General features: G+C 34.7%; 14 protein-coding genes. 7 read left to right on the forward strand and 7 right to left on the reverse strand.

The window, feature by feature from the left end:
* The first annotated feature begins 155 nt into the window (after positions 1-155).
* The gene (locus A9CBEGH2_RS08675; protein ID WP_115716527.1) at positions 156-515 is read left to right on the forward strand and encodes an arsenate reductase family protein; all 360 of its coding nucleotides are present in this window, start codon (positions 156-158) and stop codon (positions 513-515) included.
* 42 nt (positions 516-557) lie between these two features.
* Positions 558-917 carry a metal-dependent transcriptional regulator gene (locus A9CBEGH2_RS08680; protein WP_115716526.1) on the forward strand — a complete coding sequence of 120 codons (360 nt, stop codon included), beginning with the start codon at positions 558-560 and terminating at the stop codon, positions 915-917.
* Positions 918-966: 49 nt separating this feature from the next.
* Here A9CBEGH2_RS08680 and A9CBEGH2_RS08685 read toward each other — a convergent pair whose 3' ends face one another.
* The 6 genes from A9CBEGH2_RS08685 to A9CBEGH2_RS08710 all read right to left on the reverse strand — a co-directional run bounded on the left by A9CBEGH2_RS08685 (position 967) and on the right by A9CBEGH2_RS08710 (position 8,956).
* A complete protein-coding gene (locus A9CBEGH2_RS08685) occupies positions 967-1,734 on the reverse strand; it encodes a TatD family hydrolase (RefSeq protein ID WP_118277623.1) in 768 nt (255 codons plus the stop codon).
* A gap of 15 nt (positions 1,735-1,749) precedes the next feature.
* Positions 1,750-3,081, reverse strand: a complete 1,332-nt coding sequence (gene mnmE / locus A9CBEGH2_RS08690) for a tRNA uridine-5-carboxymethylaminomethyl(34) synthesis GTPase MnmE (protein WP_118277622.1) — start codon at positions 3,079-3,081, stop codon at positions 1,750-1,752.
* Positions 3,082-3,170: 89 nt separating this feature from the next.
* Positions 3,171-5,177 (reverse strand): ATP-dependent zinc metalloprotease FtsH, encoded by a 2,007-nt coding sequence (ftsH, locus tag A9CBEGH2_RS08695; protein WP_118277621.1) that lies wholly within the window; start codon positions 5,175-5,177, stop codon positions 3,171-3,173.
* A 32-nt stretch (positions 5,178-5,209) separates the two neighbouring features.
* A complete protein-coding gene (gene hpt, locus A9CBEGH2_RS08700) occupies positions 5,210-5,752 on the reverse strand; it encodes a hypoxanthine phosphoribosyltransferase (RefSeq protein ID WP_118277620.1) in 543 nt (180 codons plus the stop codon).
* Between the two features lie 27 nt (positions 5,753-5,779).
* Positions 5,780-6,979 carry a tRNA lysidine(34) synthetase TilS gene (gene tilS / locus A9CBEGH2_RS08705; protein ID WP_232057269.1) on the reverse strand — a complete coding sequence of 400 codons (1,200 nt, stop codon included), beginning with the start codon at positions 6,977-6,979 and terminating at the stop codon, positions 5,780-5,782.
* 114 nt (positions 6,980-7,093) lie between these two features.
* Positions 7,094-8,956, reverse strand: a complete 1,863-nt coding sequence (locus A9CBEGH2_RS08710) for a SpoIIE family protein phosphatase (RefSeq protein WP_158572273.1) — start codon at positions 8,954-8,956, stop codon at positions 7,094-7,096.
* Positions 8,957-9,098: 142 nt separating this feature from the next.
* Here A9CBEGH2_RS08710 and A9CBEGH2_RS08715 point away from each other — a divergent pair, with 142 nt between their 5' ends.
* Entirely contained in the window at positions 9,099-10,466 is a 1,368-nt protein-coding gene (locus A9CBEGH2_RS08715) for an MATE family efflux transporter (protein ID WP_115716519.1), read from the forward strand.
* Between the two features lie 12 nt (positions 10,467-10,478).
* On the opposite strand, the gene A9CBEGH2_RS08720 is transcribed toward A9CBEGH2_RS08715, so the two are convergent.
* Positions 10,479-11,057, reverse strand: a complete 579-nt coding sequence (locus tag A9CBEGH2_RS08720; RefSeq protein ID WP_408609168.1) for a hypothetical protein — start codon at positions 11,055-11,057, stop codon at positions 10,479-10,481.
* 471 nt (positions 11,058-11,528) lie between these two features.
* Between A9CBEGH2_RS08720 and A9CBEGH2_RS08725 the strand changes: the two genes are divergently transcribed.
* From A9CBEGH2_RS08725 to A9CBEGH2_RS08740, 4 genes are all read left to right on the forward strand, one after another.
* The gene (locus tag A9CBEGH2_RS08725) at positions 11,529-13,160 is read left to right on the forward strand and encodes a peptide ABC transporter substrate-binding protein (protein WP_118277617.1); all 1,632 of its coding nucleotides are present in this window, start codon (positions 11,529-11,531) and stop codon (positions 13,158-13,160) included.
* A 77-nt stretch (positions 13,161-13,237) separates the two neighbouring features.
* Positions 13,238-14,182, forward strand: coding sequence for an ABC transporter permease (locus A9CBEGH2_RS08730; protein WP_115716516.1), 945 nt, complete (start codon positions 13,238-13,240; stop codon positions 14,180-14,182).
* A 1-nt stretch (position 14,183) separates the two neighbouring features.
* Positions 14,184-15,113: an ABC transporter permease gene (locus A9CBEGH2_RS08735; RefSeq protein ID WP_163104595.1), complete on the forward strand. Its 930-nt coding sequence runs from the start codon at positions 14,184-14,186 to the stop codon at positions 15,111-15,113.
* Positions 15,114-15,116: 3 nt separating this feature from the next.
* Positions 15,117-16,199, forward strand: a complete 1,083-nt coding sequence (locus A9CBEGH2_RS08740; protein ID WP_118361637.1) for an ABC transporter ATP-binding protein — start codon at positions 15,117-15,119, stop codon at positions 16,197-16,199.

Below are 16,199 nucleotides of genomic sequence, written 5' to 3' on the forward strand. Positions count from 1 at the left end.
TATTGATTTTCATGGGCCAATTCTTATTTTTTTTAATTATTTGTAGTTAATTCTATTTTTTTATCATTGTATCATTTCATCAAAATTATAGTGCATATATATTGCTTTTCCTGATAAAATTATTTACTATAATGCAAGCGAGGTGTTAAGTTTGTATGAAAATTTTATTTATTGAATACCCAAGATGTTCTACATGTATAAAAGCTAAAAAATATCTACAATCTTTATCTGTAGATTTTGAAGATCGCCATATCGTTGAAGATACGCCATCAAAAGAGGAATTAACAAACTGGTGGAAACAAAGTGAACTTCCATTAAAAAAATTCTTTAACACAAGCGGCAAACTTTATAAAGAAATGAATTTAAAAGAAAAACTTCCTGCTATGAGTGAAGAAGAGCAGTTAGAACTTCTTTCCAGCAATGGTATGCTGATCAAACGCCCTTTACTGATAAGTGATAAAGGTGTATGTGTTGGATTTAAGGAAGACAATTTTAAAATGTTGTGTTCACAATAATGAAAGTATGGTATATTTAAAGTAAATATTGAGGTGATGAGTGTGAGATTGGGAGAGTCTTTAGAAGATTATTTGGAAACATTGCTTATTCTTGAAAAAACAGGAAAAATTCGCTGTGTTGATGTTGCGTCTAAGTTAAAAGTGTCAAAACCCAGTGTTAATAAAGCTATGAATGTATTAAAAGAAAAAGGGTATGTACATCAGGAAAGTTATGGAGATATTCATTTAAGTGATGAAGGTAGAAAAATTGCACAGGAAGTATATCATCGACATCAGGTTATTTCTTCTTTTCTAACTGATGTATTAGGTGTTGCTCCTGAAACAGCGGAAGAAGACGCATGTCATATTGAACATCAAATCAGTGATGAAACGTTTCAAAAAATTGAAAAATTTAAAAGATAATTACTATGTAAAAAGCAGGATGTGAATTGTATCCTGCTTTTTATATACGCTACTTTTTACCAAAAAGCGCTTCATAGTTTTGTTTCATCTGCTTTGCCAGAATTTCTTTATCTACCTGTTTAATCTCACACATCTTATCAAATGTAACTTCTACATATTTAGGCTCATTTTGTTTTCCTCTGTAGGGATGTGGAGTTAAATATGGACAATCGGTTTCTACAAAAAGTCTATCAAGTGGAATTTGTTCACACACTTCAGGAGCACCTCTGGAATTCTTAAAAGTTAAAGGACCTCCATAAGCAATATGAAACCCCATATTTAAGACAATATCTGCCGTTTCCCTGCTGCCGCTAAAACAATGAAAAATCCCTTTATGAGGAGCATACTCCTGCAAAATATCCAGTGTATCTTTTGTAGCTTCCCGCATATGAATCAAAATAGGTTTATCATACTTTTTAGCTAATTGTATCTGTCGAACAAAACCTTTTTTCTGGTCTTCTTTTTCTACATCTTTCCAATGATAATCCAATCCGATTTCACCTACTGCAGCTAATTTTCCTTCTTGTAACAGCTGCTCTAGACGAAGATAGTCATCTTCTGAAAAATCATATAAATCACATGGATGAAATCCTAACGCAATATCAAACATATCTTCTTTCTGTTTCAAAGATTCTGCTCTTTCATACTCTTTAAAACCTGTACATACGATCATCATTCTTTCCACATGATGTTCTTTCGCATTTTGTATTACTTCATCAATTCTTTCATATAAAGCATCACATGTTATATGACAATGGGTATCAATTAATGTATACATATCGTTCCTCTTTTCTTATTTTCCTAAACAGAAATTAGAGAAAAGTGTATCCAAGAGATCTTCTCTATGTACTTCTCCTAAAATTTCTTTTAATGCTGTATAGGCATCTTGAATATCAATTTCCACAAGATCAAGCTCCAATCCATTTTCCATTGCCTCAACAGCTTGAAGCATCGATTGTTTTGCCTTCATCATAAATCCAATCTGTCTTTCATTTCCTAATACAGGTTCTTCAATTGCGATTTTATGATGGTCAAACAATTCATGAATTTTATTTACCAAAGGTGTGATTTCCTGTTTGGCTGCACTAATAGAAATCCCATCGGATACCTCATATAAATCATTTTTATTATAAACAACAATTCTAGTTTTATCTTTGGTCATTTCTAACAGTTCATCATCCTGCTCATCCAATGGACGGCTTCCATCTAATACAACAATTACCAGCTGTGCATCCTCCATTGCCTGTAAACTTCTTTGAATACCAATCTTCTCTACCACATCTTCTGTATCACGAATCCCTGCTGTATCAATCAAATTCAATGTCAATCCACCTAAATGAATATGACCTTCCACTATATCTCTTGTCGTACCTGCAATGTCTGTAACAATTGCCTTATCTTCTTCCAGCAATGCATTTAAAAGGCTGCTTTTTCCAACATTCGGTTTCCCCACGATTGCTGTGCGAATACCTTCTTTCATAATTTTTCCACTTTGTGCTCTATCTAAAATTGTATCAATGTTATCTAACCATGCTTTTGCTTTTGGAAGCACCACATCATTTGTCAACATTTCCACATCATCATATTCTGGATAATCAATGTTCACTTCAATATTCGCAATAATATCTAAAATATTTTCCAGTAAAGGATCTAATAATTTTTTAACACTTCCTTTAATTCCATGAATAGCCAGTTTCATATTTTCATTAGAATCTGCCAGTATCATATCATTAATCGCTTCTGCCTGTGTTAAATCAATTCTGCCATTTAAAAATGCTCGTCTAGTAAATTCTCCAGGTTCTGCTAATCTTGCCCCCTGCATCAAACAAAGAGAGAGTATTTTTTTTGTAACAAATCTGCCTCCATGACAATTGATTTCCACTATATCTTCTCTTGTGAACGTTTTAGGTGCTTTAAAAACACTAAATAACACTTCATCAATCTCCTGTAATGTAATAGGATCAACAATGAAACCATAACTTATCGTATGACTTTTTTTATTCAATAAATTTATACTTGCGATGCTATTGGCAATTTCTATTGCGTCATCTCCACTTAATCGAACAATGGAAATCGCACCATCAACCGCTGCAGTAGAAATCGCTGCAATCGTATCTTTCAACATAATTTTCACCTGCTTTTTTTCAGTGGTATTGTACCATATTTTAAATGTATAAAAAAGGCATTACCTTTTTGGATAATACCTTTCAATTCTTATTCTTCAGAATGTTTTGTTAATTCTTTTAAAGCATCATCAAAACTTTTTTCAACTTCTGCTTTTTCTTTTGTTTCCTTAACAGTTTCTTCTTCTGCTACTTTTGCTTCCTCTGCATTTTGAATGTTTTCGACATTGCTGTCTTCATTCTGTTCTTCTTGTTTCTTTATTTCTTCAGGAGAATGAATGCTTCCATATTCAACAAGGTTATTGATCTGTTCACTTGTAATTGTTTCTTCTTCAATTAATGTTTCCGCAATTAATGTTAACAAATCTTTATTGCCCTCGATAATTTCTTTCGCTTTATCATAACATTCATTAATGATTTTACGAATTTCTTTATCGATTTCATAAGCAATTTCACCAGAATAATTACTTCCGCTGCTGTAATCTCTTCCTAAGAATACATTTCCACTGCCATCATCATACTGAATTGGCCCCAGTGATGACATACCCCAGCTTCGAACCATAGCTTTGGCAATTTTAGTAGCTTTTTGAATATCATTACTTGCACCAGCAGATATTTCATTGAACATAACATCTTCCGCAACACGTCCACCCATAAGCCCAGTAATCTGTGCCATGAAATCTGCTTTTGTTGGGAACATCTTTTCTTCCTGTGGAGTCATTAGGTTATATCCACCAGCCTGTCCACGAGGAATAATCGTTACTTTTTCTACTTTATCTGCATCTTTCAATTTTAAACCGATAACAGCATGTCCTGCTTCATGATACGCAACAAGACGTTTTTCCTGTTCTGTATATTTCTTTGATTTTTTTGCCGGCCCCATCATAACACGGTCAATAGCTTCATCAAGATCAGCCATCGTAATTACTTTACGTTTATCACGAACTGCTAGAATAGCCCCTTCGTTCAATACGTTTTCCAAATCCGCACCTGAGAAACCTGGTGTACGTTTTGCCAGATTTTCCAAACTGATTTCACTAGAAAGTTTTTTATTTCTTGCATGTACTTTTAAAATTTCATAACGTCCTTTTTTATCAGGAAGATTTACGGTAATCTGACGATCAAATCGTCCGCTACGAAGAAGTGCAGGGTCTAATACATCTGGACGGTTAGTAGCCGCAATAATAACGATACCTTTGTTTTCTTCCATACCATCCATTTCAACAAGCATCTGATTCAATGTTTGTTCACGTTCATCATTTCCACCGCCCATACCAGCTCCACGCTGTCTACCAACGGCATCGATTTCATCAATAAATACGATACATGGTGCTGTCTGTTTGGCTTTTTTAAACATATCACGCACACGACTTGCCCCTGTACCTACAAACATTTCCACAAAGTCAGAACCACTGATGGAGAAAAATGGAACATCCGCTTCCCCAGCTACTGCTTTTGCAAGTAATGTTTTTCCGGTACCTGGAGGCCCTACCATTAACATTCCCTTAGGAATACGAGCACCCATGTCCGTAAAACGTTTAGGATCTTTCAAATAGTCAATAATTTCTTTAACTTCTTCTTTTTCCTCATCACATCCGGCTACATCTTTAAAACGAACTTTGATGTTTCCTTCAATTTTTGCTCTTGATTTACTAAATTCGAAGGCTTTGTTGCTTCCCCCTGCATTCATTTTAGAGAAAAGGAAAATAGCAACTCCACCTAACAATAGAAACGGCAGGAAATTTTTCAGGAACATCTCCATGAAAGTTTCCCTGTTTGCATCCAGTACTTCTACTTTCGTATTTTTGTTTTTCGCAAAAATATCACTTAGCCACTGAATATTTTCATCTGTCTTTGGAACAGATACTGTAAAGTTTTCAAGTTTTCCATTGTTCTCATATGTTCCAACGATATTAACAACCGTAGTTCCTACAGACATCCTAACATCTTTGAACTCCATCTTCTCTGCACTAGCAGAAAATTCGTTATAATTGAAAACTTTTGTAGCATTTCCGTTTCCAAACGTAACCAGAAGCAGCAAAATCGAAATAACCAGAATATAAGGCAGAAAATTAATTACCTTTTTGTTGTTATTCATAAACGATTTGTCCTCCTTGTTTTTTTCTATGTCTATTGTTCGTAGACTTCTCTTTTCAATACACCAATATATGGAAGATTACGATATTTTTGATCATAATCAAGACCATATCCGACTACAAATTCATTTGGAATGGTAAATCCAACATATTCTGCTTCTATATCTACCACACGACGCTCTGGTTTGTCCAGTAAAGAGACCACATTCACTTCTTTTGCCCCTTTGCTCATCAACATACGTTTAACTTCTTTTAAAGTTCTTCCTGTATCCACAATATCTTCTACCAGTAAAATAGAAAGATTATTTACAGAACAATCCAAATCTTTCACGATACGAATATTACCAAGCGATTCTGTACCTTCATAGCTTGATACATCCATAAAATCTATCTGAATTTCCAAATCAATATGTTTAATGATTTCTGCCATAAATGGGACACTTCCCTTTAATAGACCAACCACCAAAGGAATCTCCTTTTTATTCTTATAATCTTCGCTGATTTGTTTTCCCATTTCAGCACAACGTTTCATAATTTCTTCTTGCGTAACTAATACTTTTTCCACTACATCTAGCATGGTTTTTCCTCCTAATACAGCTAATATTTATTTTAACACAAATATGTTTGGATTGTTAGAGAAATGTGCAATATCACAACCAATTCCCGGTACAAGTACGATATTATTGGCCGCATTGACAACTACTGGCCACACTTTTCTTTGTTTTCTAGGAATTTTACGGTCAATAAACCAGCGATGCACCTTCTTTGTGCCAAATCGAAGAGTAATGCGATCCGCCTCTTTTACATTTCGAATCGTAATTGGAAAGTCTTTTTCTGAAAGGGTTAAAGCTTCCACACCTCTTCCTGTTTTTGAAATTTCAAAGTAAGGTGTCTTTCCATACTTTAAACTGTTATATTCATATGCATAGGATATATCACTTCCATCATCAAAATCTAGTTTACCATATTCCTGATATAAAATTTTATCTTTTACAGGTATTTCCCAGCTATCTTTTTTATACAAAAGCTGTTGTATCTTAGATAGCTGTTTTGCGCTTAAACTTGTCTTTGTCTTATCTTTTATCCACAAAAACAAACAGCGATAACGAAGATTTTCATCTAACTCCAATAAAGAAGAAACATCAAAATCCCACTGACTTAAAAAGTGTCTTGCTTTTTTATTTTCCTGCAGCAGCCTTTCATTTTCCTCTTGAATCTTCTGTGCCAAATTCAGTTTCTCTTCCATTGTCATATGCTCAATTTGTTCATGTCGAATCTTATTTCTTGTATAATCATCTGTCAAATTGCTTTCATCAATTCCAAATGCCACACCTTGTTTTTTACAATACATTTCTAGCTGTGCTTTTGTAAAAGATAGAAGAGGTCGAAGAATGGGACAGCCAAAAATTTCTGTTTTTTCTTTAATTCCATGCCATTCCCCTAGTGATTTTCTTTGTTTCTGCATCAGATATGTTTCTAAATGATCATCTAAATGATGTGCCAGCAAGACTCCCTGTGCCTTATATTCATCTAATAATTCTTTATAAAAACGATATCGTTCTTCTCTGGCGAATGCCTGAAAATTTCCCTGACATGTTTTATTTTGCTTTCGAATCACACAAGGTATTCCATTTTCTTCACAATACTTTCTTACAATTTCTTCATCCCGTAATGCGCTATCTCTTTTCTGATAATTCATATGTGCTACAACAAGCGAATATCCCTGCTTTTTACACATATCTAAAAGAGCCATAGAATCTGGCCCTCCACTAACCCCTATAATATATGTTTCTTTCTTATCCAATAATATTTCCCAGTTTTCCATGAGTGTATTATAGCACACTCTTTTTAAATTCTAAGCTTTTCACACGATATTCCATATTCTCACAAAAAAAATCACGCGAAATAGCGCGAAATTTTACTGTTCCTTTACTCTTGCCAAAATAATGGTAGAATCATCTTTTCGTAATTTTCGTTTCAGTATATCCATAAAGATCTCCACATCTTCCTTCATACTATCCTCCTGACGTTCCCTCATCCATGCATAAACTTCCTTCATCTCTACACCATCACTCATCATAATAAATTCATCTTTATCCTGCAGTTCGATTTCAAAACAATCTGGCTGTATGGTAGAGACAATTCCTACCGGCAAAGCACTGCCGCTTAATTCATATAATTTATGTTCTCTTAAAAGCCAGGTTGGACAAGCCGCTGATTTTGATAAATAAGCAACCCCTTTGGAACGATTAAAACATATAACATCCAATGTTGCATAAGTATCACTTTGCATTAACTTATTAATGCAGCGTATTGCATTATCCTGTGGAATACCGCTAACCACCATCTTTTGAAATATACTGCTTACCAAATGAGATATCTGTGCAGCTTTTTCTCCATTCCCCATGCCATCACTAATCATGCAGACCAAACTTTGTCGAAAATGGAAAATTGAAAATGCATCTCCACTGGTTGTTGAAGCATTTTTTAAACTATCTCCATCAACTTCAATTTCAAAAGGCAAATTATCTTGTAAAACAACATCATACCCTTTAGAAAAACGATGGTCTTCTACCGATATTACTTTCATTTTTCGCTGTAACAATCCTTCTAATAAAGGTTTTAGCGTTGTACATATTTCTTTTTTATGTAAATTGGAAATGGTTATATGCAAACGCAAAGACCCATCTCGAAACTCTTCTATATGTAAATTTTCTACAGCAAACTGATATCCTTCTAAAGCTTGTATGATTCTTGTTTTATTTTCTTCTCCACACATAGGATGTTCAAGTTCATCTGCCTGATACTGTAACGCAAAAGCCATGCTTTCTAAAAGTTCTGCATGTGGATTCTTCATTGTTTCATAGTAGCTATGCAAAGACTCAAAAATAGAGGCATAATTTTGCAGCTGCCTTCTTAATAAATTATCCTGCGACAGTGATTTAGAAATGCTTAGCGGTTTTGTTTCTTCACTGACAAAAGGAAGCATTTCTTTTTTTATAATAACGATACAAAGAGCATTTACAAATAAATAGATAATATGAAACAAGTTTTCTGCATACTGTATTCCAAACAAACCAAGAAGTGTCACTGCCACAATTTTTTCTTCTTTAAAAACAGATACCAGCAAAGCTACAAGCAGCCAAAAAGGCTGAGGTAAAGCGGTAAGTAAAAATAAGGCCGCAACATATAACATCATTTCCCTTGCATGACAAAAGAAAGCTGCCCCACTCAAAAAAACAAGCAATAGATTATAAGAAACAGATGGAAATATCTCTCCTGCACACAAACCTGCACCTATAAACATCCCACCATAAATAATATTCGATAAGGCAAAGGATTGTTTGATCCAGCTATATTCTTTCAACATTTCTCTTGTTAGGGCATAGACAATACTTCCAATGATAAAAACACCATAACTTCTATACTGTAATAAGGCAAAAGGCATAGCAGATATTGCATTTATAAGAGGTATCCATTGATATACATTGCGATTTGAAAGTTTTACAAGATAAATCAAAACAAAATAAAAAGCAATTCCCAATGCATAAAAATACAAATACATCATATCTTTTGTAAGCAGACTTATAAAAAGAAATAAAATCATGGAAATCGTTTCTGATGTTGAACGAAGATAACAATGTGTTAAAAACAAAAACACCAATATCGGTTCCATCAATCCCTGCACACTTCCTAACACCAAAGCAAACAGTGCACACCACACATCACCTGAACGAATTACAAATGGCTTTCTCATTTTTTCCATTATGACCTTTTCCATAGGAACACCTCTTTCTTTTCGAATCGCATTATAAACGAAGTGTCTATGCCGATTGTGTCGGAATTTGAAAAAATCCATCCTCTTTTTACAAGTTTTTATATTTTTGATACAATACAGACATATTTATAAGGGGATACTACATATGATAAATAAACGTACTTTTTTAACGATGCTGGCAAAGATTGGTTTACCCATTGTTTTACAGCAGGTCATTTCTTTAAGTTTAAATATGATTGACACTTTTATGATTGGAAGTGTTGGAGTCAGTGAACTTGCGGCAGTCGGGGCTGCCAATAAAATCTATTTTATTTTCTCTACCATATGTTTTGGTCTATACAGTGGTGCCAGCATTTTTATTTCACAATACTGGGGTGTTAAAAATGTAAAACAAATTCAAAAAGTAGTTGCGATTGAAATGTGGATTGGTTTTTTTCTTTCTATATTTACCGTTTTTATCGCCTTTACCTTTGCCCCACAGATTCTTTCTTTGTTTGTAAGAGAGGCCTCTACCATTTCAATCGGTGCTTCCTATTTGCGTATTACCTGCTTTACATACATTCTAACAGCCTTTTCTTTTTTAATGAGTTTTAATTCACGAGCAATTCACAATCTAAAGATTCCTACAATTGCCAGTGTACTTGCTATTTCCATCAATACTGTTTTGAATTATGGATTGATTTTTGGTAATTTTGGATTCCCTGTATTAGGAGTGAAAGGGGCTGCTATTGCAACTTTAACTGCTCGTATCGTAGAGCTGATCTTTATCATGAGTTATGTATACAAAAGCAAAGACCACCCTCTTGCCGCAAATCTCTCTACAATTTTTCACTTAGATAAACAATTATGTAAAAGAGTCATTAAAACTGCCTTGCCTGTTGCCGCAAGTGAAAGTGCATGGAGCATAGGCACTACTGGATTATTCGTTGCCTATGGCCTGTTAGGAACAAGTGCTGTAGCGGTTGTACAGGTTGCTGGTGTTATCAATGATTTATTTCAATGCATCTTTTTTGGACTGGGAAATGCCTGTGCTGTTATGATTGGCAATGAACTGGGAAGAAACAACAAAGATCTTGCCTTTGCTTATGGCAAAGTATTTATATGGATAAATCTAGCCTTCTGCATCGTAATGTCACTTCTTCTTTATACAAGCAGAATCGCTATTTCTAACATTTACCAATACGATGCCCAGACAACAGCTCTTTTACAATCCACGATTGCCGCATTTGCTTTATATAACACTCCAAAAATGATGTCTTATGTATTGATTTGTGGAATCCTGCGCTCTGGAGGAGATACAAGATTTTGTATGTATTGCGATGTTCTTGGTATATGGTGCATTGCTAACCCATTAGCATTTTTAGCGGCTGGTGTATGGCATCTTTCTTTGCCTCTTGTTGTAGCTCTTTCCTTTAGTGATGAAATCGTAAAAGCCATTATTACCTATTTACGTTTTCGTTCTAAAAAATGGATTCATGTACTTATCCACGCCAATGAAATTCCTGCATCCTAAGATGCAGTTTTTTTATTCCAGACTTTGTATGACTCGTTCTTTAATTTCCTTAAATAGATTGCTATGTATATCCAAATGTGCTTTTACATCAATGATTCTAGCGGTATTAATAAATTTTGCATCGTTAATAAACAACACAGAAGTCTTATTCATTCCTTTGATACGTCCAAGTTTCATTAAATGCCTTTTCCCTTTTGGATTTGTTTTACTGTAAGCTTTTTGATAAGCTTCATAATTTCCACTCATAGGAATCACAAAGGCTTTGTTATGAAAAATAGACAAGATTAATCCAAAATGCTGAAAACCAATTTCATTAATATAAGCAGGTCCAAAATCAATGTAGCAAATATCTCCTTTTCGTATATCCACCCCCATTTCATTACTATTGGCTTTATACCTTCTTTGACGATAATTCACTTCACTGACAAGCAAAGGAAGGGCATCTTTTACTTCCGCATACGTATAATCATTTGCCTGCTCCTCTACCACACAATTCCACAAATCATTCCAGTAGCATTTTTCTGTAATTCGACCTTCCTTGTCCTCCTTCTCAATCATTTTATTTAATTCTTTAATATCCAAGCTTCTCATCTCCTCTAACATACATATACGCCAAAAGAAATGAGAAATACAAAAAATGAAAGAATTTTTTTATTAATTCATCCGCTTTTTGTCATACCTATAAACCTATGTTTTATACAGCAAATATAATGCAGTATATATCGGCAGAATATAAAATCTATCGTTGAGAAACAGACATTGACAATGCAAGTGTTTTTGAAACCAGCTATAATTTCACACAATGTGCTATCGTGGTAAGATAAAAGAAGGCTTTTCAGCAGAGAATCCTCTGTTGGAAGGTTTTTTTATATTCGAAGTGTCCACGATTGAAAAACAAACTGAAACAAAATGTATATGTATTGTAAATTGTTGAAACATTTTGTGAAAATATGTTGAAACTTTTTTCTGAAAGTGTATATAATAGGAACATAAATTTCATATCTTCAAACATGACACTTGTTATAAGGATGATGAAGTTTGAATACAAAGGAGGGGTTTTACATGAAAAAATTATTTTCTCTACTCGCCTGTACCATGATGGCGATATCTCTGACAGGATGTGGTTCTAGTGGATCTTCATCTAAAAATGTATTTAATTTTGCAAGTGAACTGGATATCATCTCCCTAGATTCAACAAAAGCAAATGATGGAATGTCTTTCAATGCCATCCACGCCTTTACGGATGGTTTAATGGGAAGAGATAAAGACGGTAATACCTCAAATGCATTGGCTGAATCTTATGAAGTAAGTGACGATGGTTTGACATATACTTTTAAATTAAAAGATGCGAAATGGTCCAATGGGGATCCAGTTACTGCCAATGATTTTGTATATTCATGGAGAAAAATCATTCAGGAAGCTGGAAACTATGCCTATATGCTTGGTACAGATGGTGCCGGTGTTAAAAATGCAGATAAGCTGATGGCAGATCAGGAAGCTGGAAAAACTTTGGATGATAAAGCAATGGAAACTTTAGGAATTACAGCCAAGGATGATAAAACCTTAGTCATTGAACTGGAAAATCCATGTCCATTCTTCCTTGATTTAATGACATTCCCATGTTACTATCCACAAAATGAAAAATTCGTAGAAGAACAGGGGAAAAACTATGCTACTTCTGCAGAAACAACACTTTCCAATGGTGCCTATAAATTAACAGCATGGGAAAAAGGAAGCAAAGCTACTTTTGAAAAAAATAACGATTACTATAATGCCGATGCTGTAAAACTGGAAGAATTAAATATGCTTTTAGTACAAGATCCAAAAACTGCAGCCATGAACTTTGACAGCAAAGCAAATGATTATTGTACTATCAACTCTGAACTTGTAGATAAATACAAAACAACAGAAAACTTCAAACAAATCCCAGAAGGTTATCTGTTCTATTTACAAATAAATTTCAAAAATGAAGACTTAGCAAACGCAAACATTCGTAAAGCTTTATCTTATGCAATCAATCGTCAGGACTTTACGGATAATGTATTAAAAGATGGTTCCTTACCTGCAGCAGGATTTGTCCCTACAAAATTATCTACTGGTCCAGATGGAAAAGACTTTAGAGAAACGGCAGATAAATATACAGATTACAACTTAGAAGAAGCACAGAAATATTTTGATGCAGGATTAAAAGAATTAGGAAAAGACAGTATTGATCTTCGTCTATTGTATGGAACTGATGAATCTCCAATGGATACCATGGCAGAATATTTACAAAATGCTTTTAGTAAGTTAAATGGATTAAACATCGAAATGGTTGCGACTACGAAAAATGATCGTATCTATACAAAACAAAGAAATGGTGAATTTGATGTATCCTTAACTCGCTGGGGACCTGATTTCTCTGATCCTATCACATATTTAAACTTATTATTAACAGGAAATACCAACAACTATGGAAAATACAGCAGTGCAGCCTTTGATCAGGCAATGGACAATGCGAAAAAATCCGCTTCTAATCCTGAAAAACGCTGGGATTATCTGATAGAAGCAGAAAAAATCGCAATGGAAGATTATGCATTCATTCCTGTATTTGAAAAAGGATCCGCTGTACTACAAAGCCAAAAAGTTAAAAACTTAATTCAAAAACCTGTTGGTGTACCTTATGATTTCACATACGTAGAAATCGCTGAATAATTTATTCAATACCACTTGAGGGGGCATTGGTAAATACTCTATGCTCCCCTCTTTTTCATAAGAAAGGAAGGGAAACTATGGACAAATCTATGTTGAAATATATTGCCAGAAGATTGCTGATTTCTGCAGTTACTTTATTTGTCATATTGGTAGTTTTGTTTGCTTTGACAAAACTGCTTCCAGGCTCTCCCATCAACAACGAGAAACTTACGGATGCACAACGTGCTGTTATTGAAGCAAAATATGGTTTAGATAAGCCAATTTTAGTACAATTTTGGAATTATTTAACAAACATGCTGCATGGTGATTTTGGCGTTTCCTATACGATGTATAAAGATATGGAAGTTGCAGGTTTAGTTTTTGATGCCGCCAAAATTTCTTTCATGCTTGGTATTCTGGCATGTATTTTTGGTGCTGTTGTAGGTATGGCATTAGGTGTATTTGCTGCCTTGCATCGAAATACCATTTGGGACAGTATCTCCACAATCATCTCTGTTCTTGGAGTATCCATTCCATCATTTGTATTTGCCCTGCTTATTTTAATGCTTTTTGGAGTAAAACTGCATTGGCTTCCAACCATTTATAACAGTTCTCAAATGTTATATTCATCTATTTTGCCTGTCTTGGCATTATCCATGAGCGTCATTGCCAATGTGGCAAGATTTACCAGAACCGAAATGATCGGTGTTCTTGGAAGTGAATATATGACACTGGCAAAGGCAAAAGGATTAGATAGAAAAACACTGATTTTTCGACATGCACTTCGTAATGCCTTAATTCCTGTAATTACCATTTTAGGACCTATTTTAGTTAATCTAATGACAGGAACCATGGTCGTTGAACAAATATGCGGGGTTCCAGGACTTGGAAAACTGTTAATCAACAGTATTCACACCAATGATGTAAATATCATTCTGGCATGTTCATTCCTATATGCTGCACTGTATATTATCATGATGCTGATCATCGATGTTGCTTATGGGATCATCGATCCAAGAATTCGTTTAGGAAAGGGGGATTAGTATGGAAGACAAGACTTTTTTAGAAGATGATTTTACCTTTGTATCACAAGATCATGAAGTTATATTAAAAGATGAAGTTCTTCCAGAAAAGCCTTTCTGGAAAGATATTTTAAAACGTTTCTGTGAAAATAAAGGAGCCGTCATTGGAGGAATTTTTATTCTTCTTATTACTATCCTAGCTTTTGTTGTACCAATGCTATCTTCCTGGGGATTTGATGATATCAATACTTCCATTGCCAATCATACACCAGATAGCACCAACTGGTTTGGTACCGATAATTATGGACGAGATTTATTCATTCGTGTTTGGAAAGGTGCTCGTATATCCTTATTTATTGCCTTTGCGGCGATGGTTATTGATGTATGTATCGGTATTATCTATGGTCTGGTTAGTGGATATTTTGGTGGTAAAGTAGATGTCATCATGCAAAGAATCCAGGAAATCATTAATTCTATTCCAACTCTTGTTGTACTGATTATTTTATTAACGATCATGAAAGCATCTTTATTTACTATCATTCTTGCCTTAACATTCACCGAATGGATTGGTATGGCACGTATTACCAGAGCACAGGTATTAAAGATAAAAGAAGAAGAATTTGTACTGGCATCCAGAACGATGGGTGCAGGAAGTTTTTTTATCATCTGTAAAGAAATTCTCCCCAATATTTTTGGACAATTGATCATTATGTTTATGATGAATATTCCAAATGCTATTTTCTATGAAGCATACCTGGCATTTATTGGATTAGGCTTACCTAGACCAGAAGCTTCTTTAGGAACTTTAATCAATGATGGATTTGATTTATTCCTTATATATCCGCACATGATGCTGATTCCAGCTGCTATTTTAGCTATTTTGATGTTAAGCTTTAACTTGTTTGGAGATGGAATCCGTGATGCCTTTGACCCTACGATGAAGGAGAGATAAGTTATGAAAGAAAGACAACGTATCCTAAAAATCAGAAACCTGAATATATCCTTTAAGACCGATAGTGGTAAAGTGAGTGCTATTCGTGGTGTAAATCTAGACTTGTATAAAGGAGAAACCATTGCCATCGTGGGAGAATCTGGAAGTGGAAAATCCGTCACAACAAAAGCCATCATGGGAATCCTTTCAAAAAATGGAACGATTGACAGTGGTTCCATTGAATATACATGGGAAGATGAACAAACCAAAGAACTTCATAGTGTAGATTTATTACAATTAAAAGAAGCACAAATGCAAAAAGAAATTCGTGGAAGAAAGATTGCAATGGTATTCCAGGATCCTATGACTTCCCTAAATCCTACCATGACCATTGGAAAACAAATCATGGAACCTATGATGTATCATTATGGAAAAACAAAACAAGAAGCCTATGCACAGGCAGTGGAATTGCTGGAACTTGTAGGTATCACAGATGCAAAAAAACGTATGAAAAACTATCCGCATCAATTATCCGGTGGTATGCGACAAAGAATTGTTATTGCGATTGCCTTATCTTGTGATCCTTATGTATTGATATGTGATGAACCAACAACAGCACTGGATGTTACCATTCAGGCAAAAATCTTAGAATTGATTCAAGAGATTCAAAAGAAAAAGAACTTATCCGTTATTTATATAACACATGATCTTGGAGTTGTCGCAAAGGTTGCGGACTTTGTCAATGTCATGTATGCTGGAAAAATTATTGAAACAGGTACGATTGATGAAATCTTCTATGATCCTCGACATCCCTATACATGGGGATTATTAAGTGCTATGTCAGATTTGGATACCGATGATGATGAGCTGTATACCATTCCAGGAACTCCTCCAAACCTTACACAGCGTATTGAAGGAGATGCATTTGCCCCTAGAAACAAATATGCATTAAAAATAGATTTTCGAAAAGAACCCCCTATGTTTGATGTACCTGGTTCTTCATCCCATAAAGTTGCCAGCTGGCTGATGCATGAAAATGCACCTCATGTAGAAATGCCTGCAGCATTAAGGAAACGATTGGAAAAGATGCGAAAAGGAGGTATGTAA

The organism is Amedibacterium intestinale (genome assembly GCF_010537335.1).
GTDB lineage: Bacteria > Bacillota_I > Bacilli_A > Erysipelotrichales > Erysipelotrichaceae > Amedibacterium > Amedibacterium intestinale.